This window comes from Pseudomonas sp. GD04158, assembly GCF_029834875.1.
GTDB classification, from domain to species: domain Bacteria; phylum Pseudomonadota; class Gammaproteobacteria; order Pseudomonadales; family Pseudomonadaceae; genus Aquipseudomonas; species Aquipseudomonas hydrolytica.
On sequence record NZ_JAODYT010000057.1, the window covers coordinates 1 to 26246 of the forward strand.

At 66.7% G+C, this 26246-nt stretch carries 26 protein-coding genes; 12 read left to right on the plus strand and 14 right to left on the minus strand.

Annotated features, from left to right (window positions below):
- Positions 1–472, minus strand: a 472-nt coding sequence (locus N7333_RS18385) for a hypothetical protein (RefSeq protein WP_279859198.1), incomplete at its 3' end; no start/stop codon positions are given.
- 121 nt (positions 473–593) lie between these two features.
- Positions 594–3476 (minus strand): EAL domain-containing protein, encoded by a 2883-nt coding sequence (locus N7333_RS18390; RefSeq protein ID WP_003241214.1) that lies wholly within the window; start codon positions 3474–3476, stop codon positions 594–596.
- Between the two features lie 304 nt (positions 3477–3780).
- On the opposite strand from N7333_RS18390, the gene uvrD reads away from it, so the two are divergent.
- The 5 genes from uvrD (at position 3781) to N7333_RS18415 (ending at position 9980) form a co-directional block, all read left to right on the plus strand.
- The gene (uvrD, locus tag N7333_RS18395) at positions 3781–5964 is read left to right on the plus strand and encodes a DNA helicase II (RefSeq protein WP_195882480.1); all 2184 of its coding nucleotides are present in this window, start codon (positions 3781–3783) and stop codon (positions 5962–5964) included.
- Between the two features lie 23 nt (positions 5965–5987).
- The gene (locus N7333_RS18400) at positions 5988–7082 is read left to right on the plus strand and encodes a TRAP transporter substrate-binding protein (protein WP_003241217.1); all 1095 of its coding nucleotides are present in this window, start codon (positions 5988–5990) and stop codon (positions 7080–7082) included.
- Positions 7083–7132: 50 nt separating this feature from the next.
- Positions 7133–8215 (plus strand): TRAP transporter substrate-binding protein, encoded by a 1083-nt coding sequence (locus N7333_RS18405; RefSeq protein ID WP_279859199.1) that lies wholly within the window; start codon positions 7133–7135, stop codon positions 8213–8215.
- 145 nt (positions 8216–8360) lie between these two features.
- Positions 8361–8942, plus strand: coding sequence for a TetR/AcrR family transcriptional regulator (locus N7333_RS18410; protein ID WP_129483693.1), 582 nt, complete (start codon positions 8361–8363; stop codon positions 8940–8942).
- 183 nt (positions 8943–9125) lie between these two features.
- The gene (locus tag N7333_RS18415; RefSeq protein WP_129483694.1) at positions 9126–9980 is read left to right on the plus strand and encodes a hypothetical protein; all 855 of its coding nucleotides are present in this window, start codon (positions 9126–9128) and stop codon (positions 9978–9980) included.
- Between the two features lie 66 nt (positions 9981–10046).
- Here N7333_RS18415 and N7333_RS18420 read toward each other — a convergent pair whose 3' ends face one another.
- On the minus strand, positions 10047–10502 hold the full coding sequence (locus N7333_RS18420; protein ID WP_129483695.1) for a GNAT family N-acetyltransferase: 456 nt from the start codon (positions 10500–10502) through the stop codon (positions 10047–10049).
- Positions 10503–10607: 105 nt separating this feature from the next.
- On the opposite strand from N7333_RS18420, the gene N7333_RS18425 reads away from it, so the two are divergent.
- Positions 10608–11015: an SMI1/KNR4 family protein gene (locus tag N7333_RS18425; RefSeq protein ID WP_003241226.1), complete on the plus strand. Its 408-nt coding sequence runs from the start codon at positions 10608–10610 to the stop codon at positions 11013–11015.
- A 184-nt stretch (positions 11016–11199) separates the two neighbouring features.
- Here N7333_RS18425 and N7333_RS18430 read toward each other — a convergent pair whose 3' ends face one another.
- Complete coding sequence (locus N7333_RS18430; RefSeq protein ID WP_003241228.1) at positions 11200–11853, minus strand: GntR family transcriptional regulator; 654 nt, start codon at positions 11851–11853, stop codon at positions 11200–11202.
- Positions 11854–12057: 204 nt separating this feature from the next.
- Here N7333_RS18430 and N7333_RS18435 point away from each other — a divergent pair, with 204 nt between their 5' ends.
- Together N7333_RS18435 and N7333_RS18440 are read left to right on the plus strand one after the other, a co-directional pair.
- Positions 12058–13449, plus strand: coding sequence for an aspartate aminotransferase family protein (locus N7333_RS18435; RefSeq protein ID WP_129483696.1), 1392 nt, complete (start codon positions 12058–12060; stop codon positions 13447–13449).
- A 73-nt stretch (positions 13450–13522) separates the two neighbouring features.
- A complete protein-coding gene (locus tag N7333_RS18440) occupies positions 13523–14890 on the plus strand; it encodes a glutamine synthetase family protein (protein WP_129483697.1) in 1368 nt (455 codons plus the stop codon).
- 7 nt (positions 14891–14897) lie between these two features.
- On the opposite strand, the gene N7333_RS18445 is transcribed toward N7333_RS18440, so the two are convergent.
- Positions 14898–16154, minus strand: a complete 1257-nt coding sequence (locus N7333_RS18445) for a hypothetical protein (RefSeq protein ID WP_129483698.1) — start codon at positions 16152–16154, stop codon at positions 14898–14900.
- The gene (locus N7333_RS18450; protein ID WP_129483699.1) at positions 16151–16867 is read right to left on the minus strand and encodes a tetratricopeptide repeat protein; all 717 of its coding nucleotides are present in this window, start codon (positions 16865–16867) and stop codon (positions 16151–16153) included. The genes N7333_RS18445 and N7333_RS18450 overlap by 4 nt, the downstream gene beginning before the upstream one ends.
- A 105-nt stretch (positions 16868–16972) precedes the next feature.
- On the opposite strand from N7333_RS18450, the gene N7333_RS18455 reads away from it, so the two are divergent.
- Positions 16973–17458: an acyl-CoA thioesterase gene (locus tag N7333_RS18455; protein ID WP_003241237.1), complete on the plus strand. Its 486-nt coding sequence runs from the start codon at positions 16973–16975 to the stop codon at positions 17456–17458.
- Between the two features lie 76 nt (positions 17459–17534).
- Here N7333_RS18455 and N7333_RS18460 read toward each other — a convergent pair whose 3' ends face one another.
- Complete coding sequence (locus N7333_RS18460; protein ID WP_096825138.1) at positions 17535–18068, minus strand: zf-TFIIB domain-containing protein; 534 nt, start codon at positions 18066–18068, stop codon at positions 17535–17537.
- Between the two features lie 122 nt (positions 18069–18190).
- Between N7333_RS18460 and N7333_RS18465 the strand changes: the two genes are divergently transcribed.
- Complete coding sequence (locus N7333_RS18465) at positions 18191–18586, plus strand: DUF3301 domain-containing protein (RefSeq protein ID WP_003241240.1); 396 nt, start codon at positions 18191–18193, stop codon at positions 18584–18586.
- 4 nt (positions 18587–18590) lie between these two features.
- Here N7333_RS18465 and N7333_RS18470 read toward each other — a convergent pair whose 3' ends face one another.
- From N7333_RS18470 to N7333_RS18485, 4 genes are read right to left on the minus strand one after another with little or no spacing between them, the layout of a single operon-like run.
- Positions 18591–18800 carry a hypothetical protein gene (locus tag N7333_RS18470; RefSeq protein ID WP_252576706.1) on the minus strand — a complete coding sequence of 70 codons (210 nt, stop codon included), beginning with the start codon at positions 18798–18800 and terminating at the stop codon, positions 18591–18593.
- 3 nt (positions 18801–18803) lie between these two features.
- Positions 18804–18950: a hypothetical protein gene (locus tag N7333_RS18475; RefSeq protein WP_252576707.1), complete on the minus strand. Its 147-nt coding sequence runs from the start codon at positions 18948–18950 to the stop codon at positions 18804–18806.
- 3 nt (positions 18951–18953) lie between these two features.
- A complete protein-coding gene (locus N7333_RS18480) occupies positions 18954–19832 on the minus strand; it encodes an alpha/beta hydrolase (RefSeq protein WP_129483700.1) in 879 nt (292 codons plus the stop codon).
- 56 nt (positions 19833–19888) lie between these two features.
- Positions 19889–20689, minus strand: a complete 801-nt coding sequence (locus N7333_RS18485; protein ID WP_129483701.1) for an alpha/beta hydrolase — start codon at positions 20687–20689, stop codon at positions 19889–19891.
- Positions 20690–20868: 179 nt separating this feature from the next.
- Between N7333_RS18485 and N7333_RS18490 the strand changes: the two genes are divergently transcribed.
- Positions 20869–21489, plus strand: coding sequence for a TetR/AcrR family transcriptional regulator (locus tag N7333_RS18490; protein ID WP_003241246.1), 621 nt, complete (start codon positions 20869–20871; stop codon positions 21487–21489).
- On the opposite strand, the gene N7333_RS18495 is transcribed toward N7333_RS18490, so the two are convergent.
- Positions 21486–22832, minus strand: coding sequence for a DUF1329 domain-containing protein (locus N7333_RS18495; RefSeq protein WP_129483702.1), 1347 nt, complete (start codon positions 22830–22832; stop codon positions 21486–21488). The two genes, N7333_RS18490 and N7333_RS18495, sit on opposite strands and share 4 nt — an antisense overlap.
- Before the next feature lie 14 nt (positions 22833–22846).
- Positions 22847–24607 carry a DUF1302 domain-containing protein gene (locus tag N7333_RS18500; RefSeq protein ID WP_177491272.1) on the minus strand — a complete coding sequence of 587 codons (1761 nt, stop codon included), beginning with the start codon at positions 24605–24607 and terminating at the stop codon, positions 22847–22849.
- A 233-nt stretch (positions 24608–24840) separates the two neighbouring features.
- On the opposite strand from N7333_RS18500, the gene N7333_RS18505 reads away from it, so the two are divergent.
- Complete coding sequence (locus N7333_RS18505) at positions 24841–25677, plus strand: alpha/beta hydrolase-fold protein (RefSeq protein WP_129483704.1); 837 nt, start codon at positions 24841–24843, stop codon at positions 25675–25677.
- Between the two features lie 29 nt (positions 25678–25706).
- On the opposite strand, the gene N7333_RS18510 is transcribed toward N7333_RS18505, so the two are convergent.
- The coding region (locus N7333_RS18510) for a GTP-binding protein (RefSeq protein ID WP_279859201.1) at positions 25707–26246 on the minus strand (540 nt) is incomplete at its 5' end.

Here is a 26246-nt window from a genome sequence, read left to right on the forward strand (position 1 = left end):
CCTCGGTGAGCCTGCACAGGTAACCGGTGGAAAAGCTGCGCAGGCTCTGCACGATCAGCTCGATATCGACGATATGCCGGGCGATCTGCAGCACGTGGTCGGCATCGTTGATGCCATAGATCAGCACCTTCACCTGCCTGGGCGACAGGCATTCGGCGTAGCGCGCAGCGGTGGCGAAGGCGCCGATCACGCACAGCCGGCGCGCCACCTGCAGATGCAGCTCATCCGGCAGGGCCAGGTAGGTGTCGAGGATCAGGCGTGGGTCGAGATGGGTGGTGACCTGGGCAAGGAACGCGATGGGCAGCTCGAGAATCAGCTCGCGCAGTTGCACCGGCGCCATGTGCGGCGACAGCTGCGCGGCCTGCTCGGCGCCGAGCCGCTGCACCAGCGCCGCCTTCACCGCCACGGGCGCCATGCTTTGCGAGGCCAGCAACAGGCGCTGGGCCATGCTCAGGGATGGGGCTTTGGCCATCGGATACTCCTTGTCGTGACCGAGGCCTGCAGCATCCCGTAGTGGCCGTGATGGCACAGCCATCTTTGCGCCGGTCACGCCGGCTCATCGCGGATCGCCCTGAGTAGAGAGGAAACGCCGCTCAGTCCAGCGGATCATCGCGCTGCGCACGCAACAGCTCGGCGAAGGCCGCGGCCTCCACCGGCCGGCTGATCAGGTAGCCCTGGATCTCGTCGCAGTTCTGACTCTTGAGAAAATCCATCTGCGCCTGGGTTTCCACGCCCTCGGCCACCACCTTCAACTCCAGGCTGTGCGCCATGGCGATGATGGCGCGGGTGATCGCCGCATCCTCGCCGCCCGGCGACAGGTCGCGGATGAAGGTCTGGTCGATCTTCACGTAGTGCACCGGGAAACGCTTGAGGTAGCTGAGCGAGCTGTAGCCGGTGCCGAAATCGTCGATGGCCAGCTTCACCCCCAGCTCGCGCAGTTGGCGGAAGGTGACGACGACGCTGTCGACGTTGTCCAGCAGCTGGCTCTCGGTCAACTCCAGCTCCAGGTACTGCGGGGCCAGGCCGGTTTCTTCCAGCACCTGGCGCACCAGGCTGGTGAGGTTGCCCTGGCGCAGCTGATACACCGAGATGTTCACCGATACGCGGATCTCCGCCAGCCCCTGCTGCTGCCACTGGCGCGCCTGGCGGCAGGCCTGGCGCAGGACGAACTCGCCGATCGGCGCGATCAGCCCGGTTTCCTCGGCCAGGCCGATGAACTCGCCCGGCGCCACCAGCCCCTGCTGCGGATGGCGCCAGCGCACCAGGGCTTCGGCGGCATTGAGCTGGTCGTCGGCGAGGTTCAGCTTGGGCTGGTAGAACACCTCCAGCTGGCCTTCCTCGATGGCCTTGCGCAACTGGTTTTCCAGTTGCAGGCGCTCCAGAGTGCAGGCCTGCAGGTTGTCGGTGAAGAACTGGAAGGTGTTGCCGCCCAGGTGCTTGGCATGCTGCACGGCCATGTTGGCCTGGCTGATCAGCGCGCCGATCTCGCGCGCATAGTCCGGCAGCAGGCTGATGCCAAGCGAGGCGCTGACCACCAGCTCGTGGCCGCCGACGTCCATCGGTAGTCGCAGCTTGGCCAGCAGCCGGCTGGCCACCCGCGCCAGGCTGGAAAGGCTGCCGTAGGCATCGAGAAGGATGGCGAATTCGTCGCCCGACAGCCGCGCGATGCAGTCGGCCTCGGGCACTGCCTGAGTCAGGCGGCGGCTCATCTGGCGCAGCAGCTGGTCGGCCACCTCATGGCCGAGGCTGTCGTTGAGCAGCTTGAAGCGGTCCAGGTCGATATGCACCAGGGCGATGCTGCGCCCGCTCTGCCGGGCGCGCTGGCTGGCCTCGTGCAGGCGCTCCTTGAACAGGCTGCGGTTGGCCAGGCCGGTGAGTTCGTCGTAATGCGACAGGTAGCGCAGGCGCTCCTCGGCCTCGCGCCGCGCGGTCAGGTCGGCGAAGAAGCCGACGATATGGCTGGGCCGCCCGCTGGCATCGCGCACCAGGTTCAGCTGCAGCCACTGCGGGTAGAGTTCGCCGCTCTTGCGCGTCTCGATCAGCTCGCCCTGCCAGCTGCCGCTGCCGTCCAGCTCCTGGCGGATCATCTGGTACTGCCTGCGCATCTCGCGGCTGCCGATCAGGCTGGTCACCGTGCGCCCCACCACTTCCTCGCGGCTGTAGCCGGTCACCGCACTGAACGCGCGGTTGACCGCCAGCACGCGGTAGTCGGGGTCGAGAATGAAGATGCCCTCGCTGGCGGCCTCGAACACCGTCGCCGCCAGGCGCTGTTCCTGCTCCTGCTGGCGCCGCGCGCTGACGTCGCGGCGGGTGCCGAGCATGCGTCGCACGCGGCCGGCGGCATCGCGCTCGACCGCGCGGCCACGGTCCTCGACCCAGACCCAGTGGCCGTCGACGTGGCGCACGCGGTATTCGATCTGATAGTCCTCGCTGCGCCCCTTCATGTGCTCCACCAGCGCCCGGCGCAGGCGCGGCAGGTCATCTGGATGCAGGCGCGGGGTCAGGTCGCGCAGCATCACCTGAACCTGCTCCGGCTCCAGGCCGAACAGTTCGCGCAGGTGCGAATGGTGCACCTGGTCGCTCTCCAGGTCCCAGTCCCACAGCCCCAGCTCGCTGGCCTCCAGCGCCAGGGCCAGGCGCGCCTGGCTCTTGCCCAGGGCATGGGTCGCCTCGTCCAGCTCCAGGGTGCGCTCGGCCACGCGCATCTCCAGTTCGCCATGGGCGCCGCGCAGCTCACGCTCAGCCCGGCGGCGCTGCTCCACCTCGCGCGCCAGCTCCTCGTTGAGGCCTTCGGCACGCTGCTTGGCATGTTCCAGGTTGGCGATCAGCGCCTGGTTGTGAAAGCGCTGCAGCAGGCTGCGCTGCACCAGACGGTTGACCTGCCAGGCCACCACCAGCAGGGCGAGAAAGAGGATGACGCTGAGCAGCCCCCAGCCGCGCTGCAGGCTGTTGTCACTGAGCAGCAGAAAGGCTGCCGAGGGCAACAGACAGGGCAGGGCGAAGGTGAGAAAGGCCGACAGGCTGACGGCATAGGCAACGCTGGCCGAGAGGATCGCCGCGGCGATCAGGCCATAGACCAGGGCCTGCTGATAGAACACGTCCGGCGGCACCAGCACGATCACCGCGAAGGCCAGGGTCAGCCCCGAAGCGCCGGCGCCGAAGAGAAAGTTGCGCCGCCAATAGGATTCGACCTGGCGACTGGGCAGCGCCGCATTGAAGGCGTTCACCTGAGTCAGGCGCAGCAGCACCAGCAACAGCACCCAGGCCAGCCAGCCGGCAAGCAGCGGCGCGCTGCCCTCGCGCCACAGCAGCAGGCTGCAGGCCAGGCCGACCAGCAACATCAACAGGGTGGGCAGGCGCGAGCCCTGATAGAGCAGACGGGTGCGCTCGACGGCGATGTCCGCGGCGAACTGGCGTTCGGCCTGATGCGGGTCCGGCGTCACCTCGTGTACTACGGCGCTGGTGGTGGCGGTCATAGGCGCTTTTCTTGTAATGGTTGCCTAAGGGTCTGCGGCGCTGCGGTCGCGGGCCACGGAGCGTGGCCAAAGCCCTGACGTCGCCGGAGAATACCCGAGACAGACGCGCTGCCCAACCAAGATGTGGGCAATTTCACAGATTGACGCCCAACTTTCGGCGGGTACCGGCCGGCCATGCTGGCCATTGGCCGCCTGGCCACGCAGATCGGCGCTCTGACCTGCCGGTCGTCGGTTGCGACCAGCCAGTTTCCCCTCACCTGGCCGACGGTTTGCCCTCCCCTGCCGCGCCCCCTAGAATGCCGCGATGCAAAACGACCCCGAACTCCTCCTCGCTTCGCTCAACGACGCCCAGGTCCAGGCCGTGGCCGCCCCGCTCGGCCGCCAGCTGGTGCTGGCCGGCGCCGGCTCGGGCAAGACCCGCGTGCTGGTGCACCGAATCGCCTTCCTGATCCAGGCGATGGGCGCCTCGCCTCACTCGATCCTGTCGGTGACCTTTACCAACAAGGCCGCCGCCGAGATGCGCCACCGCATCGAGCAGATGCTCGGCCACAACCCGGCCGGCATGTGGGTCGGCACCTTCCACGGCCTGGCCCATCGCCTGCTGCGCGCGCACTGGCAGGAGGCCGGGCTGGCCGAGAACTTCCAGATTCTCGACTCCGACGATCAGCAGCGCCTGATCAAGCGGGTGATCCGCGAACTGGGCCTGGACGAACAGCGCTGGCCGGCCAAGCAGGCGCAGTGGTTCATCAACGGGCAGAAAGATGAGGGGTTCAGACCCCAGCACATCCAGGCCGGCGGTGACCTGTTCCTGGCCACCATGCGCGGCATCTACGAGGCCTACGAGGCGGCCTGCGCACGCACCGGGGTGATCGACTTCTCCGAGCTGCTGCTGCGCGCCCTCGACCTGTGGCGTGACAAGCCGGGCCTGCTCGAACATTACCAGCGGCGTTTCCGCCATATCCTGGTGGACGAGTTCCAGGACACCAACGCCGTGCAGTACGCCTGGCTGCGCCTGCTGGCCAAGGGCGGCGACAGCCTGATGGTGGTGGGCGACGACGACCAGTCGATCTACGGCTGGCGCGGCGCGCGCATCGAGAACATCCAGCAGTTCTCCAGCGACTTCCCCGACACCCAGCTGATCCGCCTGGAGCAGAACTACCGCTCCACCGCCGGCATCCTGAAAGCTGCCAACGCGCTGATCGCCAACAACAACGGGCGCCTCGGCAAGGAGCTGTGGACCGACGGCGGCGACGGCGAGCCGCTGGCCCTGTACGCCGCCTTCAACGAACACGACGAAGCGCGCTACGTGGTCGAGAGCATCGAGGACGCCCTGCGCAAGGACGGCCTCAAGCGCAGCGAGATCGCCATTCTGTATCGCTCCAACGCCCAGTCGCGGGTGCTGGAAGAGGCGCTGCTGCGCGAGCGCATTCCCTACCGCATCTACGGCGGCCAGCGCTTCTTCGAGCGCGCCGAGATCAAGAACGCCATGGCCTATCTGCGCCTGCTCGACGGGCGCGGCAACGACGCGGCGCTGGAGCGCATCGTCAACGTACCGGCACGCGGCATCGGCGAGAAGACGGTCGAGAGCATCCGCGAGTTCGCCCGCGCCCAGGACCTCTCCATGTGGGAGGCGATCCGCCGCATGCTCGCCGTCAAGGCGCTGCCCGGCCGTGCCGCCGGCGCGCTGGGCGGCTTCATCGAGCTGATCGAAGGTCTGGCCGAGAAGGTCATGGCCATGCCCCTGCACCAGATGACCCAGGTGGTCATCGAGCAGAGCGGCCTGCTCGCCTACCACGAGGCGGAAAAGGGCGAGAAGGGCCAGGCACGGGTGGAGAACCTGGAGGAACTGGTCAGCGCCGCGCGCGCCTTCGAGAACGACGAAGACGACGAGCTGACCCCGCTGCAGGCCTTCCTCACCCACGCCTCGCTGGAGGCCGGGGACACCCAGGCCGCCGAGAACGAGGACAGCATTCAACTGATGACCCTGCACAGCGCCAAGGGCCTGGAATTCCCCCTGGTGTTCCTGGTTGGCATGGAGGAGGGTCTGTTCCCGCACAAGATGAGCCTGGAAGAACCGGGCCGACTGGAAGAAGAACGCCGCCTGGCCTATGTCGGCATTACCCGTGCCATGCAGAAGCTGGTGATCAGCTACGCCGAAACCCGGCGTCTCTACGGTAGCGAGACCTACAACAAGGTGTCGCGCTTCGTCCGCGAAATCCCCGCACCGCTGATTCAGGAAGTGCGTCTGAGCAACAGCGTCAGCCGTCCGGTGAGCACCAGCTCGATGAGCGGTGGCAGCCTGTTCGCCGGCAGCGCCGTGCCGCAGACACCCTTCAACCTGGGTCAGCGGGTACGCCACAGCCTGTTCGGCGAGGGCACCATTCTCAACTTCGAGGGTGCCGGCGCCCAGGCACGGGTGCAGGTGAATTTTGAAAACGAAGGCAGCAAGTGGCTGATGTTGGCGTACGCCAAGCTGGAAGCCTGTTAGCACACCGTATCTGGAGAGAATCGATGAATCGCCGCAATCTGTTCGGCGCCGCTCTGGCGCTGTTCGCCGCCATCGGCCTGGTTGGCTGCAAGGACGACAAGGCCGGTAGCGAGCAAGCCGCCGCCAAACCGGCAGAAACCTTCCATTGGAAGATGGTCACTTCCTGGCCGAAGAACTTCCCCGGCCTGGGCACCGCTGCCGAGCGCCTGGCCGAGCGTATCAACGCCATGAGCGCCGGGCGTCTGACCGTCAAGGTCTATGCCGCCGGTGAGCTGGTGCCGGCGCTGGAAGTGTTCGACGCCGTCTCCCGCGGCACCGCCGAGATGGGCCACGGCACCCCGTACTACTGGAAGGGCAAGGTCCCGGCCGCGCAGTTCTTCAGCAGCGTGCCGTTCGGCTTCTCCACCCTGGAAATGAACGCCTGGCTTAGCCACGGCGGCGGTCAGGCGCTGTGGGACGAAACCTATGCCCCCTACGGCGTGAAACCGCTGTCGGCGGGCAACACCACCATGCAGATGGGCGGCTGGTTCAACAAGGAAATCAACAGCCTGGCCGACATCAAGGGCCTGAAGATCCGCATGCCGGGCCTTGGCGGCGAAGTCTGGAGCAAGCTCGGCGCGATCACCGTCAACCTGCCCGGCGGTGAGATCTTCACCTCCCTGCAGACCGGCGCCATCGATGCAACCGACTGGGTCGGCCCCTACAACGACCTGGCCTTCGGCCTGCACAAGGCAGCCAAGTACTACTACTTCCCGGGCTGGCAGGAGCCGCAGGCCGTGGTCGAATCCATGGTCAACCAGAAGGCCTTCGACGCGCTGCCGGCCGATCTGCAGGCCATCGTCGTCGAGGCTGCGCGCGCCGCCACCCTGGACATGATGAACGACTACGTGTTCAACAACGCCAAGGCGCTGCAAAGCCTGAAGAGCGAAGGCGTGCAGTTCAAGCGTCTGCCGGACGAAGTGCTGCAGGCCATGCGCGAGCAGTCCGGCGTGGTGCTCGAGTCCCTGGCCGCGGAAAACGACCTCAACGGCCGCATCTGGGCCTCGCAGAAGGCCTTTCTCGAAGAGGCCAGCGCCATGCAGTCGCTGACCGAGAAAGAGCTGTACAACTGGCGATGAGCCAACTGAACGGGGCCGAAAAGCCCCGTTTTTCTTAGGGATAACTGCCGATGCGTCTTCGTTCGCTGCTTCTACTGCCCCTGCTCACCTTCGTCCTGATCGGCTGCAAGGACGACTCCGCGCCGGCCGACCAGACCGCCGCGCCCGCCCAGACCTTCCATTGGAAGATGGTCACCACCTGGCCGAAGAACGCGCCTGGCACCGGCACCGCGGCCGAACGCCTGGCCGAGCGCGTCAACGCCATGAGCGCCGGGCGCCTGACCATCAAGGTCTACGCCGCCGGCGAGCTGGTACCGGCGCTGGAAGTGTTCGATGCGGTGTCGCGCGGCACGGCCGAACTCGGCCACGGCACACCCTATTACTGGAAGGGCAAGGTGCCGGCCGCGCAGTTCTTCGGTGCGGTGCCCTTCGGCCTGTCCACCCAGGAAATGAATGCCTGGCTGAGCAAGGGCGGTGGCCAGGCGCTGTGGGACGAAGCCTACGCGCCATTCGGCCTCAAGCCGTTGACCGCCGGCAACAGCACCATGCAGATGGGCGGCTGGTTCAACAAGGAAATCAACAGCCTGGCTGACATCAAGGGCCTGAAGATCCGCATGCCGGGCCTTGGCGGTGAAGTGTGGAGCCGCCTGGGCGCGACCACCGTGGTGATGCCGGGGGGCGAGATCTTCACCGCGCTGCAGACCGGCGCCATCGATGCCACCGACTGGGTCAGCCCCTACAACGACCTGGCCTTCGGCCTGCAGAAGGCGGCCAAGTACTACTACTACCCGGGCTGGCAGGAGCCGCAGTCGGTGCTCGAACTGCTGATCAACCAGAAGGCATTCGACGCGCTGCCGGCCGACCTGCAGGCCATCGTCACCGAAGCGGCACGTGCGGCGACCCAGGACATGATGGACGACTACGTGTTCCACAATGCCCTGGCCCTGGACGAGCTGAAGAAGAGCGGCACGCTGCTCAAGCGCTTCCCCGACGAGGTGCTGCAGGCCATGCAACGCGAGACCGAACAGGTGCTCGGCGAGCTGGCCGCGCAGAGCGAGCTCAACGGGCGTATCTGGGCCTCGATGCAGGCCTTCCAGGCGCTGGCCACCTCGATGCACGCGCTGTCGGAAAAGGAGCTTTACGACTGGCGCTGAGCACGGCGATTGGCGCCGGCGGTGCGCATGGCGCACCCTACCCGTGGCAGCCTCACCACGGAGGGTGCGCCGCACGCCCCGGCCGCTGAAGGCTCCGTTTGTCGTTCCAGACGCCAGCTCAAGCGCCGGCGGCCATACTTCAGGGATGAAGAAAAAGCCGACCGACCCCGCCCAGATCCTCGATACCGCCCTGCAACTGGCCGACGTCTGCGGCTGGGAGCGTCTGCACCTGTTCGAAGTGGCCGCCGCGCTCGACATTGGCCTGGACGATATCGCCCGCCATTACCGCGACAAGGATGCCCTGGTCGAAACCTGGTTCGACCGCGCCGACCAGGCCATGCTGGCCCGTGCCCGCCAGGCCGATCTGGCGCCACTGAACGCCGAGCAGCGCCTGGAAATCTGCCTGCTGGCCTGGCTCGACAGCCTGGCCGCGCACCGTTCGGTCACCGGGCAGATGCTGCTGTACAAGCTCGAACCCGGGCACATCCACCTGCAGATACTCGGCCTGATGCGCGTCAGCCGCACCGTGCAATGGTGGCGCGAAGCGGCCGGGCGACAAACCCAGCACCTGTGCCGCATCGCCGAGGAAAGCCTGCTCACCGGCGCCTACCTGCGCAGCTTCGTGCACTGGCTGCGCCATCCCGAGGAAGACGCGGCCGAGTTTCGCGCCTTCCTGCGCCGCCAGCTGCGCTGCGGCCCGCTGACCATGCTGCTGCGGCGCCCGTGAAATCCGGGCTGCCATAGGGTGCGCCGTGCGCACCAGGTTTCCATGTCAGCGGCCCGCGGTACGCACGGCGCCCCTTACCCTCCACGCTCGGCGGGCAAAAGCCGGAAACATTCTGTCACTGGCCATTGCCGGCTACGGCGGGCAAGATGCCGCCCACGCACTTACTTCAGAGAGAAGACCCTGATGCAGCGTTTCCTCAGTATCGCCATGGTCCTGTGCCTGGCGCTGACCTTCAGCTTCGAAGCCCACGCCAAGCGTTTCGGCGGTGGCAAGTCCTTCGGCTCCGCCCCCAGCCACCAGACCCGTCAGGCCACTCCGCCAGCTCAACAGGCAGCCCCGGCCCCTGGCCGTCAGCAACCTGCCGCTGCCGCCAGCGGCGCTTCGCGCTGGCTCGGCCCGCTGGCCGGTCTGGCCGCCGGCGGCCTGCTGGCCGCGATGTTCATGGGTGACGGCTTCGAAGGCCTGCAGATCATGGACTTTCTGATCTTCGGCCTGATCGCCTTCCTGCTCTTCCGCTTCCTCGCCGCCCGTCGCGCCCAGCAGCAGCCGCAAGCGGCCACCGCCGGCGCGCCGTACCAGCGTGAAATGCCGAACGCCAGCAACGCTCCGGCAGCCGGTAGCAATATCTTCGGCGCGCGCCTGGCCTCGGCCGCTCCGGTGATCAACGCCCCGGCCTGGTTCAACGAGCAGAACTTCATCGCCGCCGGTCGTGAGCACTTCATGAACCTGCAGCAGCACTGGGACGCCGACGAGATGGACAAGATCGCCGAATTCGTCACCCCGCAGCTGCTGGAATTCCTCAAGCGCGAGCGCGCCGAACTGGGTGACGGCTTCCAGTCCACCTACATCGACGAGCTTCAGGTCCAGCTCGATGGCGTCGACGACAACGCCGAGAAGACCATCGCCACCCTGACCTTCAGCGGCGTGTCGAAGACCTCGCGCTTCGACCAGGGCGAGCCGTTCAGCGAAAGCTGGCGCCTGGAGCGCGCCCAGGGCGACAACCAGCCCTGGCTGATTGCCGGCATCCGCCAGAACTGATCGCGCGGTACCCATAAAAAACCCGGGCTAGCCCGGGTTTTTTCATTTGCAGCCGAGGCCAGCGTTTCAGCTGCGGCGCATGCCGATATGCGGGATGTCGTCCTCCAGGTAGACCTCGGTCACCGCCGCGAAGCCATAACGCCCGTAATAGCCCTGCAGGTGCGCCTGCGCCGACAGATACACCGCCACGCCCGGCCAGCGCTGGCTGCACTCGGCCAGGGCCTGCTCCATCAGCCTGTGGCCCAGGCCGGTGCCACGCGCCTGCTCGGCAATCACCACCCGGCCGATGACCACCTCGCCGCCCATGCGCTGCGGATCGAGCAGGCGCAGATAGCCCACCAGCGCATTCCCCTCACGCGCCAGCAGGTGGCAGGTATCGCCGACCAAGTCCTGCCCATCGGTTTCCAGATAGGGGCATTTCTGCTCGACCACGAACACCTGGGTGCGCAGCGCCAGCAGCTCGTAGAGCGTGGCGGCATCGAGTTCGCGGTGATGCAGGCAGTGCCAGGTGACAGACGACATTGGAGAACTCCGCAAAAGCGCCATTATGGGGTGATGGCGACATGTTTTCATTCTGCCAGCCGGCTACTGTATAAAGCCGATCCCCCATGATGAGGAGCCGACGCCGTGGAAGAAGTCATCGAACAGCTGCGCGAACTCAACGAGCCCGTCCCGGTACCGCTGGAGCTGCCGGACGAGGAAACCCTGGTGGAGATTCAGGAGCAGATCCTCATCCACCTGCCCTTCGAGCTGCGCGAGTTCCTGCTCAAGGTCAGCGACGTGGTCTATGGCCGCCTGGAGCCGGTGACCGCCAGCGATCCGCATTCGCACACCTACCTGCCGGAAGTCGCCGCCGAAGCCTGGAGCCTGGGCCTGCCGCGCGACCTGGTGCCGCTGTGCCAGGACGGCCGCGACTACTACGCAGTGGACGTCGAGGGCCAGGTGTGGCTGTGGGACGGCGACGAGGGCGAGCTCACCGACGAGAGCTGGGACTCGGTCTGGCACTGGTGCCGCGACGTCTGGCTGGAGAGCTGAGCCCGCCTTCGCCGTAGGGGGCGCCATGCGCACCCGCCTCGCGCAATCCAGCAGCATGCGCGGTGCGCGCGGCGCACCCTACGGCGTTGCGCAGGGCCGGGGCACGGCGCACCCGCCGCGGGTGTCCGGTACGTCATCTATCGTCCTTCTGCGCCGGCTTGTACCCAGGCTACGGCGCACCGCCTCATCCCTCGCCCTGCTCCAGCGCCAGCAGGTTGAGCAAAAAGCGCGCGAAGTAGATCAGGTCCTGTTCCATGGCCTGCCGCGCGGCCTTGGCGTCGCCAGCCTCGATGGCGGCGAAGGCCTCTTCGTGGAAGTCGTTGAGCCGTAGCGACAGGTCGGCGCCGGTGAACAGGCGGTTGAAGAACGGCCCGATCTGCAGCCACAGCGACTCGATCGAACGCACCAGCACCGGGTTGCCGCAGGCGCCATACAGCTGCAGATGGAACTGGCTGTTGGCACTCAGGTAGTCCTGCACCTGACGCTGTTCGATGGCCACTTCCATACGCTGCACGCAGTCGCGCAGCAGGGCCAGGTCGTCGCGGCTCAGGCGTGGCGTGGCCAGCTCCACCGCCAGGCCTTCCAGGCCCAGGCGTACCTGGAAGATATGTTCGTAGCGCTCGCGCGTCATCGCCGGCACGCGCACCGAGCGCTGCTGCTCGCCCTCCAGCGCGCCCTCGGCCACCAGCCGCTGCAGCGCCGCGCGCACCGGCATCGGGCTGGTGCCCCACTGCGCGGCGAGGTCGCGGATCTTCAGGGCCTGCCCCGGTTGAAAGCGTCCGGCCAGCAGACCCTCGCGAATACGTTGATAAAGCTGCTCCTGCAGATTGTCGCTCATGCTGTCAGCGTCCTCGTGGCGGAGCAGGAAGCTGGCTCAGGGTCAGCAGGCAGTTGCGCATGGTGTTCTCCAATCGATAAGCGTCAATGCTATTTGTGATCACATAATCAGGCCGATGCTACCTCAAATCAACGCTTACGGGATAACTTGCCATTTTTGTGATCACAAAATACCATGTGTGGAAATTCGAACGAGGTGTTCAACATGACTGCCAGCGGTATCAGCCCAAGCGCCGTGGAAACTTTCGTCGCCCGGGAGCGCGCGCGCTTTCTCGAGCGCAATCCTAAGTCCGTGGCCCTGGCCGAGCGCGCCCGCCACTCGCTGTACGGCGGCGTACCGATGCACTGGATGGCCGACTGGTCGACGCCGGTGCCGCTGTTCGTCGAACGCGCCAAGGGCGCACGCTTCTTCGACGTGGACGGTCACGAGTACATCGACTTCTGCCTGGGCGACACCGGCACCATGTTCGGCCACTCGCCGGACCCGGTGGCCCGCGCCCTCGCCGAGCAGGCCAATAACGGCCTGACCACCATGCTGCCCGGCGAGGACGCCGTGGTCTGCGGCGAGCTGCTGGCCCGGCGCTTCGGTCTGCCGTACTGGCAGGTGACCGCCACGGCAACCGACTCGAATCGCTATGTGCTGCGCTGGGCGCGCGCCATCACACAGCGCAAGACCCTGCTGGTGTTCGACGGCTGCTACCACGGCACCGTCGACGACGTGATGGTGCGCCATAGAGACGGCGAGACCGTGCACCGCTCGGGCCTGGTCGGCCAGGCCTACGACCTGACCGAGCACAGCCGCGCCATTCCCTTCAACGATGTCGCAGCGCTGGAAGCGGCGCTGGCCCAAGGCGACGTCTGCGCCCTGCTCTGCGAGCCGGCGATGACCAACATCGGCATGGTGCTGCCCGATCCGGGCTTCATGCAGAAATGCCGCGAGCTGACGCGCCAGTACGGCAGCCTGCTGATCATCGACGAAACCCACACCATCTCCACCGATATCGGCGGCTGCACCAGGCTGTGGAACCTCGACCCGGACTTCTTCGTGGTCGGCAAGCCCATCGCCGGTGGCGTGCCGTGCGGCATCTTCGGTTGCAGCGCAGAGATGGCAGGCGCCATGACCAAGGCGCGCCAGCGCGCCAGCGAAGACAGCCACGGTCACGGCCACAGCGGCATGGGCACCACCCTGTCGGCCAACGCCCTGGCCATGCACTGCATGCGCGCCAACCTGGAGCAGGTGATGACCCAGGCGGCCTACGACCATATGCTGCCGCTGGCCGCACGCCTGGCCGAAGGCTTCCGCCGGCTGATCGGCAAGCACGAGCTGAAATGGTCGGTGACCGAACTGGGCGCGCGCTGCGAATTCCAGTTCTGCGCCACCCCGCCGCGCACCGGCGCCGAGGCCGAGGCGGCGTTCCATGACGAGCTGCAGATGGCCCTGCACCTGTACCTGATCAACCGCGGCATCCTGATCACCCCGTTCCACAATATGACCCTGTGCTGCCCAAGCACCACGGCCGAAGATGTGGACAAGCTGATCGCCACCCTGGATCAGGGCCTGAGCGAGCTGCTGGCCATTCCCGGCGCCCGCGAATAGTCCCGAAAAATCCTGGGCCGTGCGCACCGTTCCCCTTTTGGTGCGCACGGCGCACCCTACTAGAGACCGCACCATGCAATTCGCCCATCCCCAGGAAGCCCGCGATTTCCTCGCCAAGCACCCCGAGGTGCGCAGCATCGAGCTGATGCTGATCGACGCCAATGGCATCCCGCGCGGCAAGCTGCTGCATCGCGACGAGCTGCTGGCCATGTACGAGAACGGCCGGCCACTGCCCAGCTCCATCCTCTCGCTGACCATTCAGGGCGAGGACGTCGAGGAGAGCGGCCTGGTCTGGGAAGTGGCCGACGCCGACTGCTGGACCTATCCCCTGCCCGGCTCGCTGTGCCTGCAACCCTGGCGCGCAGTGCCCACCGGCCAGGTGCAGGTGAGCATGCACCCGACCCAAGGCCTGCCCGCCACGCCCGGCGATCCGCGCCACGTGCTGGCGCGCACCATCGACGCGCTCAAGGCCGACGGCTATCACCCGGTGATGGCGGTGGAGCTGGAGTTCTACCTGCTGGACAAACAGCGCGACGCCAATGGCTGGCCGCAGCCCGCCGTGCAGATGAATGGCGTACGCCCGCAGGCGCCGCAGGTCTACGGCGTGTACGAGCTGGAGCAGGTGCAGCCGTTTCTCGACGATCTCTACGCCGCCTGCGAAGCCCAGGGCCTGCCAGTGCGCACGGCGATTTCCGAATACGCCCCCGGCCAGCTCGAGCTGACCCTGGAACACCGCTTCGACGCCTTGCAGGCGGTGGACGAAGGCGTGCGCTACAAGCGTCTGGTCAAGGGCGTGGCGAACAAGCACGGGCTGCAGGCCTGCTTCATGGCCAAGCCGTTCGGCGACCAGGCCGGCAGCGGCCTGCATATGCACGTGTCGCTGGCCGACGCCGACGGCAATAACCTGATGGCCTCGGAAGACCCGCAGGGCACGCCGCTGTTGAAATATGCGATCGGCGGGATGATGGCCACCCTCGACGACGCCCTGGCGATCTTCTGCCCCAACGCCAACTCCTTCCGCCGCTTCCAGGCCAACAGCTACGCGCCGCTGGCCAAGAGCTGGGGGGTGAACAACCGCACCGTGTCCTTCCGCGTGCCGGGCGGGCCGGCCATGAGCCGTCACGTCGAACATCGCATCTGCGGCGCCGACGCCAACCCCTATCTGGCCGCAGCGGCGATCCTGGCCGGTATCCACAAGGGCATCCGCGAGCAGATCGACCCCGGCACGGCCATCGTCGGCAACGGCTACGAGCAGGCCCGCGAAACCCTGCCCACCGACTGGCTGACCGCCCTGCGCAGCCTGGAAGGTTCGAGCTGGGCGCGCGAGGCGCTGGGCGAGGAGTTCCTCAAGGTGTTCCTGGCGATCAAGTGGGCCGAGTATCGCCAGTTCATGGGCGAGGTCGGCGAGCAGGACTGGCGCTGGTACCTGAGCCACGCCTGAGCCGCGCTCAGAGCAGCAGGCAGGGGTCTTCCTGCAGACGCGGCCCGACGAAGCACAGGCGGCCCTGCTCGTCGAGCACGGCCGGCTGCCCGGGGAAGTAGGGATTGTCCAGGCCCGCCAGTGCCTCCAGCTTCGCCGCCTCCAGCGGGCCGGGCGGCAGCGCGCCGACCAGCAGCAACAGCCGTCGCCGGGCCTCAAGATCCTGCAGGCGCGCGGCATAGAGGCGCAGATCCGGCCCGCCGATGCTCAGCAGGATATCGCCGACACGGTTGCGCCAGCCGATGCTCGGCTTCATCGGCGCCGCGTGCGGCAGCGCCTCGACGAAGGCGTCCGGCTCCAGCTGCGACAACTCGGCCACCCGCAGATAGGGCGGCAAGGCGGCGTTGATGGTCATCTGCGGCTTGAACCACAACCGGAGTTGCAGGCGCTCGCCCCAGTCTGCCTGCGGATCGTCGCGCAGCCCGGCGAACATCTGCGCCACACCGGCGAACTCGTGCTGCAGGGGTTGCAGCAACGAGCGCTCGGCCAGCTCGACGGGCGCGCTCTCGCCGACCGCCGGCAGCAGGCCGTGGCGGTAGAGCAGCGCCTGCCACTGCAGGTTGCGCTCCACCAGGCGCGCCAGGCTGATCTTCACGATCAGGTTGTCGGCACGCCGCAGGTGCTGGCGCAGCCCGCGCAGTTCGGTTGCCAGCAGCTGCCCCGCCGCCTGGCCGTCGCCCTGCTGCGCGACGTGCAGAACGTGCAGATCGAACAGCTGCTGCCCCTTGAGCAGATAGGCAAGCGGCAGCGTCGGCGCGCTGATGTCCGCCCCGTGCAGGGTGCGGTAATCGTCCAGTGCGAGAAACTGCTCATAGCGCTGACGCAGCAGGCCATGGGCATCATCGAATGCCTGCAACTGCCCGGCGGCGGCGAGCACGCGGGCGAAGCAGCCCGGCGTCTCGATCGGGCAGAGCAGGTCCCCCTCCGGCAGGGGCAGCACGTCCCTGGTTGCCGGCGGCGGCTGGTCCGCGGCCCGCTGCGTCAGCCAGTCCTGATAGGCGGCCAGACGCAACGCTCCCAGCTGCTGCGGCGCCTGCTCGGCAGGCGCATCCAGCCCGGCCAGGTACAGGTAGGCGGCGCTTTGCCGGGCCCCGCCCTGCACCTGCGTTAGCCAGTTGCGCACTTCGGCTGTCGGCGCCTCGTCGCGCAGCCAGGCACCGGCAGCGGCCAGGAGCGCCAGCCCGAGAAAGGCGCCCGCCAGCCACACGCTGCGCCGCAGCTTCAAGGCCGCACCTGCGTGGCGACCTTGAGGTAGCGGCCCGCCACGCTGATGCCCATGCCGCCATAGTCCTGACAGCCATCGCCAAACACCTCGAGCACGCGCAGCTCGATGCCTTCACGCAGCAGCTGCACCGCACAATCGGCGCCCAGGCCGGCATCCTCCAGCGTCATCTGTATGCCGTCGCCGACCAGCTTGCCCTCCAGCTCGCCGATGGCCGCCGGGCCGTACTCCTCGACCCGCGCGCCCGCCCGCAGGGGCGAGAAGCTGGCCCGATAGCCACCGCCAGGCTGGGCACTGATCTGCAGTTCGCTCCACACCGCCTGGCCGCCATAGCGCAGGTAGCGCCCGACCGGGCTGGCGCCCAGTGCCGGATAATCCAGCGCGGCCGCCACCTTGCCCAGGTGCAGGCGGGTCGACGGGCCGCTGAGGTGGTTGTCCAGCGCCACGCCCAGCCAGGCGCGCGCCATGCCAGGGTCCCCAGCACGCAGATGGGTGAGGATCAGGTTGTTCAGGGCCAGCTCCAGTTGTGCCGTATCCCCCTCCTCGACACGTCGTACCTGACGTTCGAACGCCTCGATGGCCTGCGCATAACGGCCGGCCTGATAGGCCGCGCTGCCAAGCTGATTGCACTGCGCCGCGCTGGTGCAGTCAGCGTCAGCCTGCGCCGTGGTCGCGACCAGAAGCAGCAGAGCGGAAAGTTTCGAGCGAATGGACATGGATGGCATCCTTGCAACAGGGAAGTGTTGATCTTACGCCGAGATTGCGGGCTTCTTGCATCGCAGGCCTACTCTTAGCCACCTCACTTGATTTTCGGAGCAGCGATGGAAGCCGGAACCGCGCAACTGACGATGACCGTACTGATGACACCGGACATGGCCAATTTCTCCGGCAATGTCCACGGCGGCACCCTGCTCAAATACCTCGACGAGGTCGCCTACGCCTGCGCCAGCCGCTATGCCGGGCGCTACGTGGTGACCCTGTCGGTGGACCAGGTGATCTTCCGCGAGCCGGTGCACGTCGGCGAGATGGTCACCTTCCTGGCCTCGGTGAACTACTGCGGGCGCACCTCGATGGAGGTCGGCATCAAGGTGATCACCGAGAACATCCGCGAACGCTCGGTGCGCCACACCAACAGCTGCTTCTTCACCATGGTGGCGATGGACGAACACGGCCGCCCGGCGCCGGTACCGGAACTGCACCCGGACACTCCCGATGGCCTGCGCCGTCAGCGCCAGGCCGAGCAGCGCCGGCAGATCCGCGCCGAGCTGCAGCAGCGCTATCAGGCCCTGAGCGAGGAGAAGGCCTGAGGGGCGCAGGGCGGATACGACCCGCCGGCATATCTGCCGGCGTGCACCCGCACTACCTGAAGCCGGGAGCGCCCGCTCAGTCGTGACCGATGTAGAACAGCAGCTCGCGGCGCTGCGGATGATCCTTGAGCCAGGCGCGGACTTCGTCGGCGCGGGCGATGGCATCTGCGCCGGCGATACGGGTGAAGCGCTCGCGACGCGCCTCTTCGCTGGCCTGCTGGCGCACCTGACGCTGCCAGGCGTCGGTGAAGATCGCCGGCACCTTGTGGCTCAGCTCCAGCGCCTTGAGCAGTTGCCATTCGCCGTTGTCCAGCCAGGCCTCGTCACAGCTGCCGCAGAGGTCGAGGCGATTGGCGCGGGTACCGCTGATCTGGTACTTGCTCATCAGCTTGGCGCACTTGGGGCAGCTCAGGGCGTGACGGGTGTCGTCGGCCTGCTCTTCGGCGGCGAACTCGCCGCTGACGTCCGTCGCCGGCTGACGCTCGACCCAGTCACGGTAGTGCAGCAGGCCGACCAGGGTGCCGGCGCACTGGCTGCAGCCGTAGCCATGCAGGCCGGCGTCGAGTTGGGTGGGTTGCAAACGTGGGGTACGGCAGGCGGGGCACTGCATGGTGACGTCCTTTTCCAGTGAAGTGCGCGCACGCTAGTGCAGAGTGGCGTCAACGGCAAGACCTGGTGCTGAGAACTGCCTGGCAGATAGGCTAAGCTCTGTCTCCCCGCGTCGGAGTCACCATGATCAACCTGTTCGATGTCTTCCTGCTGATGCTCTTCGCTGCCGTCTGCGCCTGGCTGTGGCGCGGTCACGGCATTCGCGAACGCGCCCTGACACTGGCCAAGCAGCACTGCGCCCGGCTCGATGTGGAGCTGCTCGATGGCGCCGTCGCCCTGCGCCGCCTGGCCATCGAGCGCGATGCCCGCGGCCACCGGCGCCTGGCGCGCCTCTACGATTTCGAATTCACCGTTACCGGCGAGCAGCGCCTGCGCGGGCAGATCAGCATGTTCGGCCAACAGCTGGGGCGTATCCAGCTGGAGCCCCACCCGGTGCTGGAGCCACAGCCCGAGCCGGTTTCGGTACAGAGCCGCGACAAGGTGATCCGCCTGGAAGACTGGCGACGCAAGGCCGACTGAGGCCTCAGCGCGGCTCCTCATCGAGCAGCGCCAGCACCTGCCGCCATTCGGCGCGGCAACCATAGGTCATCGGCCGGCGCAGCAGCCGGCAGACGAGACGATGCCAGCCGCCACGCAGCTGGTTGCGCCGACAGCCCTCGAGCAGCCAGTCGCGATCGAAGGCGCTCCACACCCCGGCCGTGCTCCAGTGATTGAGCCAGACCAGCGGCGCCACCTCTTAGTGGAAGATGCGCTCCAGTTCGGCGCGGCCCAGGCCGCTGTTGCGCAGCACCGCGGCGATACTGCGCAGCCAGGGCTCGTCCAGCTCGATGTCCAGCCACAGATCGGCCAGCGCCAGCCAGACCTCCTCCCGGCCTGCCTGCATCGCCTAGCTCCGCTGCAGCAGAAAATCGGCCGCCTGCGCCGCGCTGTCGGCCGGCCGCTCCTGCATGAAGCAATGCCCGCCGGGCACCACCTGGCTGCGCACATGGGCGTTGCTCGCACACCAGCGCGCCACCGACCTGGCGACGAAGGGATAAGTGTGCACGCCGTGAATCACTTCGGTCGGGGTGCTCACCTTGGCCAGCGACGGCCACAGGCGACGCGGGTAGGACCCGAAGATCTCGGCCTCGCGGCTCGGCCGGCACTTGAGCTCGACGCCGCCCTCCACGTCCTTCAAGGCGTGTTCGATGTAGGCGGCGAAGGCCGCCTCGTCCCAGCCACGGAACATGCCGCGGCCGTGCAGCGCAGCGTGGGCGGCGGCACGATCGGGCCACTGCCGGCGGCGCTTGCGCGCCTTGCTCGCCAGGGTGTTGCGCTGGGCCAGGCCGACCACGTCGGACAACGCCATGACGCCGATCATCGCCGGGCTGAACAGCACCGGATCGAGCAGCACGGCGCGCCGGAACAGCTCGGGATGGCGAGCCAGGATCAGGCTGGTCAGTACGCCGCCGAAGCTGTGCCCGAGGGCGAAGCGCGGCACCTCGCCGAACGGCGCGCGCAACGCCTCGAAGGCCTCCACCGCCAGCTCGGCGCTGCGGTTCCAGCCGTGGAAACGACCACCGTGATCGCTGTCGCCATGGCCCTGCACGTCGCACAGCCAGAGGTCGAAGTCCTCGGCCAGCAGCGCCAGCATCGGCGTGTAGACCCGCCCGCAGTAGCCATTGCCGTGCAGAAAATGCAGCAGCGGCTTGCCCGAGGGCGGGCTGTGCCAGCCGCGCAGGGTGAAGCCGGCAGAGCAGGAGTGGGACCAGGGAAGCAGTTGCATGAAGGACCAGCCGCAGCCAATGACGGCGGCCAGTGTAGCGACGTGACGACGCCGCGTCAGGCCGGTACGGGCGGCGAATGTTCGGCGATAAAGGCCTGCAGCAGCTGGTTGAGGCGCTGCGGCTGGTCCAGCGGGGTGGCGTGGCCGGAGTCTTCGATCACCTCCAGACGGGCGTTGCGCAGCTGGCCGACATAGGCGCGCTTGTAGGCCAACGGCGTGTAGTCGCGGTCACCAGCTACTACCAGCAGCGGGATATCCGCCCGCGCTGCCCGCGGCAGCGCGCTCCAACCGGGAATGGCACGCATCGCGTGCAGGTAGGAGGTGCGGTCATTGCCGGCGATGCGCTCGATCAGTTGCTCGCGCAACGCCTGCTGCTCGGCCTTGGGAAACAGCTTGCCGGCCAGCAGCCGCGCCAGCGTCGGCAGACCCAGTGCGCGTACCAGTACCAGGCGCAGCCAGACCTGGGCGCGGATCTTCCAGCTATCGAGGGGAAAGCTCGGCGCGCTGTTGACCACCGCCGCGGCGCGCAGCAGCTCGGGGTGATCGGCGAGCAGCTGAAAGGTGAGCATGCCGCCCATGGAAATGCCCACCAGCACGCACGGCTCGATATCCAGGGCGCGGATGAAGTCGGCCACATCCCCCGCCAGCTCGGCCATGCTCACCGGTGCGCGCAATGGCGCGCTCTGGCCATGGCCGCGCAGATCCAGGGCGTAGACCCGAAAGTGCCGGGCCAGATGCTCGATCTGTGGCTGCCAGTCGAGCGACGAGGAGCCCAGCCCGTGCAGCAGCAGAACCGCAGGGCCCTGGCCGCGGCAAACATAGGCGATACGGCCAGAGGGTAAATGCAGATAGTCCATCACGGGTCGACTCCTTACATTAACGACAAACAATAAAGTGCCCTGACTCGCAATAAACGAATCAATCCACAGGGCGTTAATCCATCAACTTTCCAGACAACTTTCTAATTATCGAGTGGTTATTTGCCTTGACTTGCCAAACCCCCTAGAATCGGCCCGTGCCGGTTCGAGAATTGATCATGTACAGCATCGCCAGCCCTACCCAGGCACGCAGCAAAAAGGCTCTGGAACGCTTCCTCAACGTCGCCGCCGAGCTGCTCGCCAACGACAGCTTCGAAGACACCGGCATTTCCCAGATCGCCCAACTGGCCGAATCCTCGGTGGGCACCTTCTATCGCCTGCTGGGCGACAAGGACGTGCTGCTGTACGCCGTGCACGAACGCTTCATCGAGCAGAGCGGCAGCGCCATCGATGCCCTCGCCGATCAGCTGGCACATGCCGAAACACCTTTGCAGGCGCGCGTCACGGCCTTTATCCAGGGCCTGGTACGCCAGTTCGAAGGCAGCGAGGGCCTGCTCCGCGCACTGATCCGGCGCAGCTCGGCAGATCTGCATTTCCGCCAGCGCTTCCATCAGCTCAATGCCCATATCGGTCAGACCTTCTGCCGCATCGCCCTGGCCAACCCGGCCGAACTCGGCCACCCACAACCGGCCCGGGCGGCCGATCTCTGCGCCCATATGCTGCTGGCCGGGATGAACTACTTCACCATGGTCGGCAGCCTCGGCACGACGCCCAGAGAAGTTGTGCCAGAGGAACTTTCTCGGCTTATCTGCAATTATCTGAAAGTTGCCGATAATTAACGCACGCTGTCCCTTCTAAGTTGTGCCGGTGTGAAATCGGTGGGTTTCAGGGCAATATCGAACTGATCCGCCGGTTCTTCGTTGGATAGAATACCGATGACATAACGGCCACCGATCAGGTCGTATATCGCGTCGCCCTTGGTCCATACCAGCGGCTGGTCGTAATAGTTGATGGTGTAGGACTCACCGAGACGCCAGAGGTTGTCGCGGTTGTCATAGTGATCGACCAGCAGGATCTGGTAGCTGTCCTCGTCGAAATAGAAGTCGCGCTGCTTGTACTGGTGGCGTTGGCCGGCCTTCAGCGTGGCGCGCACATGCCAGACGCGGTGCAGCTCGTAACGCAGCAGCTCGGGATTGACGTGGCCGCGCTGGACGATGTCGCTGTACTTGTTGCTCCGGGCGGCGAGGCGGTAGCTGTTGTAGGGCACGATCATTTCCCGCTTGCCCATCAGTTGCCAGTCGTACTTGTCCGGCGCACCGGAGAACATGTCGAAGTTGTCGGTGGTGCGCATGCCCTCGGAGGCGGTGCCGGGGGAGTCGTAGGCCACGTTCGGCGTACGTCGCACGCGGCGCTGGCCGGCGGCGTAGAGCCAGGCCAGACGCGGCTCCTTGACCTGGTTGACGGTCTCGTGAACCAGCAGCTCAGTGCCGGCCAGGCGCGCCGGCGCCAGCACCGACTGGCGGAAGTAGAACAGCACGTTGCCGTTGTTCTTGCTGTGGTCGCCGGCGTCCTGGTTGAACAGGAACAGATCCGCGATGCGGGTCATGAAGTAATCGCCGCTGGCATGCGGCACGGCCTGGGCGTAGTAGCGCTTGACGCTCTCGCCGCGGTAGCGCACCAGGTGGTTCCACAGCACTTCCAGGCCCGATTGGGGAATGGGAAAGGGCGTGGCCAGCTGGAAGTCGGCAATGCCATTGCCGTTCTCGATCAGCTTGGCCGTCGTGGCGTTGGCCTTGACCGCGGCGTATACCTTGTCCGGGTAGGACGCCGAGCGCCGCGTCGGGTAGACCTTGAGCTTCCAGCTGTCATGGTAGCGCTGCAGCATGGCCAGTTGGCCGGGGCTGAGCTGCTCGCGGTACTGCTGGGCATTGGCGTGGGTCACGGTGAACAGCGGCTGATCGGCGGCGAAGGGGTCCCTGTAGCCGAGTGCCGGATCGAAAGCGCCGCTGTCCTGGGCCAGGCCGCCGTCCCAGGCGGGAATGCTGCCGCTGGCGTTGCCGGCACGCTCGGCGCCCATCGGGGTGAGGTCCTGGCCGAGCCGCGCGGCCTGCTCGGCGCCGACCTGGGCCTGGGCCAACGAACTGGTCAGCAGGGCCGCCAGCAGAAATCCTGATCGAATCATGCGTTGCATCCCCTTCAAAAGCTGTACTTGACGTTGAAGCTGAGGAAATCCCGGTCGGTGCGCTTGTTCGACAAGCCGCCACCGCTGTAGCCGACGTAACGGGCGCCTACGGTGAGGGATTCCTTGTAGATGGCGTCGAGGCCCAGCGACCAGCTCTGTGCCTCCTCGTCGAGGCCGTTGGTAAGCTGGGGAGCCACGCCGTTGATGCTGTACTGGTAGCTGGCGCTGGGTGCCAGGGTGACCAGGTTGAACACGTTGCTGTAGGTCAGCTGCAGGCTGGCCTGGGCGCCGTAGGCGCTGCTGGTGGCCTCGTAGTAATCGACGTCCGACTCCAGCCCCTGCACCCGGCTGGCCACCACCTCGCCGAACAGGGTGGCGGAGTTGGCGCCGAGCAGCCCGGTGAAGTTGTAGATGGCTGACAGCGAGGCCTGAACCATGTCCTTCTCGCGGTAGCCGTCCAGCCGCGTGCCAACCGGCAGGCCGTCGGGGTTGAGCAGGGCGTTCGGCAGGTATTCGCCCAGGCCCAGGGCGATCGGCGTGTTCGGCCGGTAGCTCAGCTCGCCGGCCAGCGACAGGCCGTTGAAGATGCTGTCGCCGCCGATCGAGGTGTTGAAGCTGACCCCGAACAGGTCGCGCTTCTCCAGGTACTCGGCGTAGTAGCGCGAGCTGCTGGCATCGGGCAACGGGCCGACCACCGGCAGCACGATCGGCTGGCCGACGGTCAGGCCGATCATCGGCACCTGCATGTTGTAACGCAGGTAGTAGAAGCCCAGCTCGGTGTCGTTCAGCTGCGGCACGAACCAGCGCAGGGCCACGCCGTACTGCGGCGAGTCATCGCCGTCGATGTCCTGGGCGCGCGGCATGAAGGTGGTGGGCACGTAGGCATTCAGCAGGGTGCTGATCAGCCCGGGCGGCAGGCCGGCGAGCCAGGCCCGCGCGGCGGCCGGGCTGTCGAATGCCTGCGAGCTGCCGGCGAGGGCAGTGGCCTGCTCCTGCAGCGGCGCCACCGACAGGTAGTTGCAGCCCTCACCGAGGACGTCGAGTGTGGAGTAGTAGGTGCCGCAGGGGTCGATGCGCGAGGCTTCCCAGGCCTTGCCCGGCTGCCAGTAGCCTTCGATGCTGAGGTTGTCACGCAGCTCGAAGGAGGCATAGGCCATGAAGGTCGGCATATAGGCTTCCTTGATCTCCGAACCCGGGGCGCGCAGCGCGTTGATGTCCACCGGGTTGGTCGCGCCGATGCCGTTCTGGTAGAACAGCCCTTCGCCCCAGTTGATCACCTGCCGTCCGAGACGGGCATTCAGTGCGCGCTCGCCGACTGTCCAGCTGCCGTAGACGAAGGCATCGAGCAGGTCCACGCTGGAGCCGGCCTCGTCCAGGCCGGCGTTGCTGATCTGGCGGTGGCGGCGCTCGTCGTCCTCGAGCTCGAAGTCGTAGAAGGCGCGACCGCGAACGAACAGGCCGTATTGCTCCTGGTAACGCAGGTCCAGTTCGGAAACCGCCTTGGCGACCTCGGAGAACAACTCGCCCTTCTTGAAGTTGAGGTTGCCGTCGTCGGAGTTGATCAGCGCCGTGTTGTCGCCCTTGCCGCCGTTGGCGCGGGCAATCAGCTTGCTGTCCTGGCCCTCCATGCGATAGCTGACGCCGTAGGACAGTGTGGTGTCCAACGATACGTCCCAGTCGCCATGACGGGTTTGAAACCCCTGCGCCGCGCCGAACGGCAACGCCCCGAGCAAAGCCAGGCCGGCTGCCGCCAGGCCCCTTCCTTGATGTGCCACGATGACCTCCAGCTGTTGTTTTTATCGGAATCGGAACATCGGTTCCGAATAAGCTAGTACTGCAGTCTCATCCTGGCAAGCCCCCAGTTCGATTTTTTCTCCTCAGCGCGGCGCTCAAGTCCGCCCTATCCGGCTACAGGCCAGGATTGGCGGGACCTGCGACACTTGACGGAATCGGAATTCCTGTTTCTATTTGATGCGCGATACCCATAAAAACAACGGAGAATTCCGCCATGTCCCTTTTTCGCACCGCCTGTCTCTGCCTGCTGTTGCTGTCCTTGTCCACTCTCGAGGCCCAGGCCGCCTCGCGCTGCACTGAACGCGCCAAGAGCCTGCTGCTACCGGCCAAGGTCAGCTGCAGCTACCAGTCCACCTGGATCGACTCCGGCCTGGTCGGTCAGCGCAAGGTGATCTACCAGACCCCGCTGGGTACGCCACCGGCCGCCGGCTGGCCGGTGGTACTGATCTATCAGGGCTCGTTCTTCCCGCTCAACGACTTCACCTACTACGGCAACATGCCGTTCGGCGGCTTCTACGAAGGCAAGCTGATCCAGCGCCTGCTCGACAACGGCTTCGCGGTGGTCGCCCCGAGCGCCCCGGCCGATCTGTTCTGGCAGACCAATATCCCGGGCCTGGCGCAGAACTACGAACTGAGCACCGACTACGACTTTCTCGGGAATGTGTTGAACGCTATCGCCGCCGGACACTTCGGGCCGCTCGACGCTGGCCGCCAGTACGCCACCGGCATCTCCAGCGGCGGCTACAACAGCAGCCGCATGGCGGTGTCCTTCCCCGGCCGGTTCAAGGCACTGGCGATCCAGTCCGGCTCCTACGCGACCTGCTCCGGGCCACTGTGCAGCGTGCCGGCACTGCCGGCCGACCATCCTCCGACCCTGTTCGTGCACGGCTTCGTCGACCTCACCGTACCCTGGTGGAGCATGGACCTGTATTACGACCGCCTGCTCTACCAGGGCATCCCGACGGCACGCCATACCGAAGCGCTGGGCGGTCACGAGTGGTTCGCCAGCTCGCCGGGCAAGATCCTCGCCTGGTTCCAGGGTTATCCCTGACCGGAGAATGGGTGGCCGGCCGCGCGGGCCTATGACGCGCGGCAGGCCGCCAGGCCGGCGCGCAGGGCCTCGGCGTTCTGCGCGGCATCGAAGATCAGCTCCAGGCGCGAGTCCTTGCGCCATTCGCTGGCGCGCCATGGCTCGAGGGTCTGGCCATGCAGGGCATTGAGCGAGCGCCAGCCGTCTGCGCCGTGCAGCACCGCCTTGGCCCGGCGCCAATCCAGGCCGGCCAGCCAGCGCTGCACCTGCGCCAGGTCGAAACACTGGCTCGGATGCCAGCGCCAACCGATGCTCCAGCCTTCGGCCTGATCCTGGATCAGGCAGATGGGTTCGTCCGGCGTGCGCCACAGCTGTGGCAGGGGCGCTGCGGCCGCGGGAAGATCGGCCGCTTCGGCTTCAGCTGCGCGCGCGCCGAAACCTGGCAGCGCAGCCAGGTCGAGGCGGCCCTGGCTGGTCCAGTGCAACGGCAGCGGCGGCAATGCTGCGGCGATGCGAGCACGATCCTCTGCGCTCAGATGCTCGCTCTTGTTCAGCAGCAGCAGACCGGCCTCGCCCAGCGCCTGATGCTG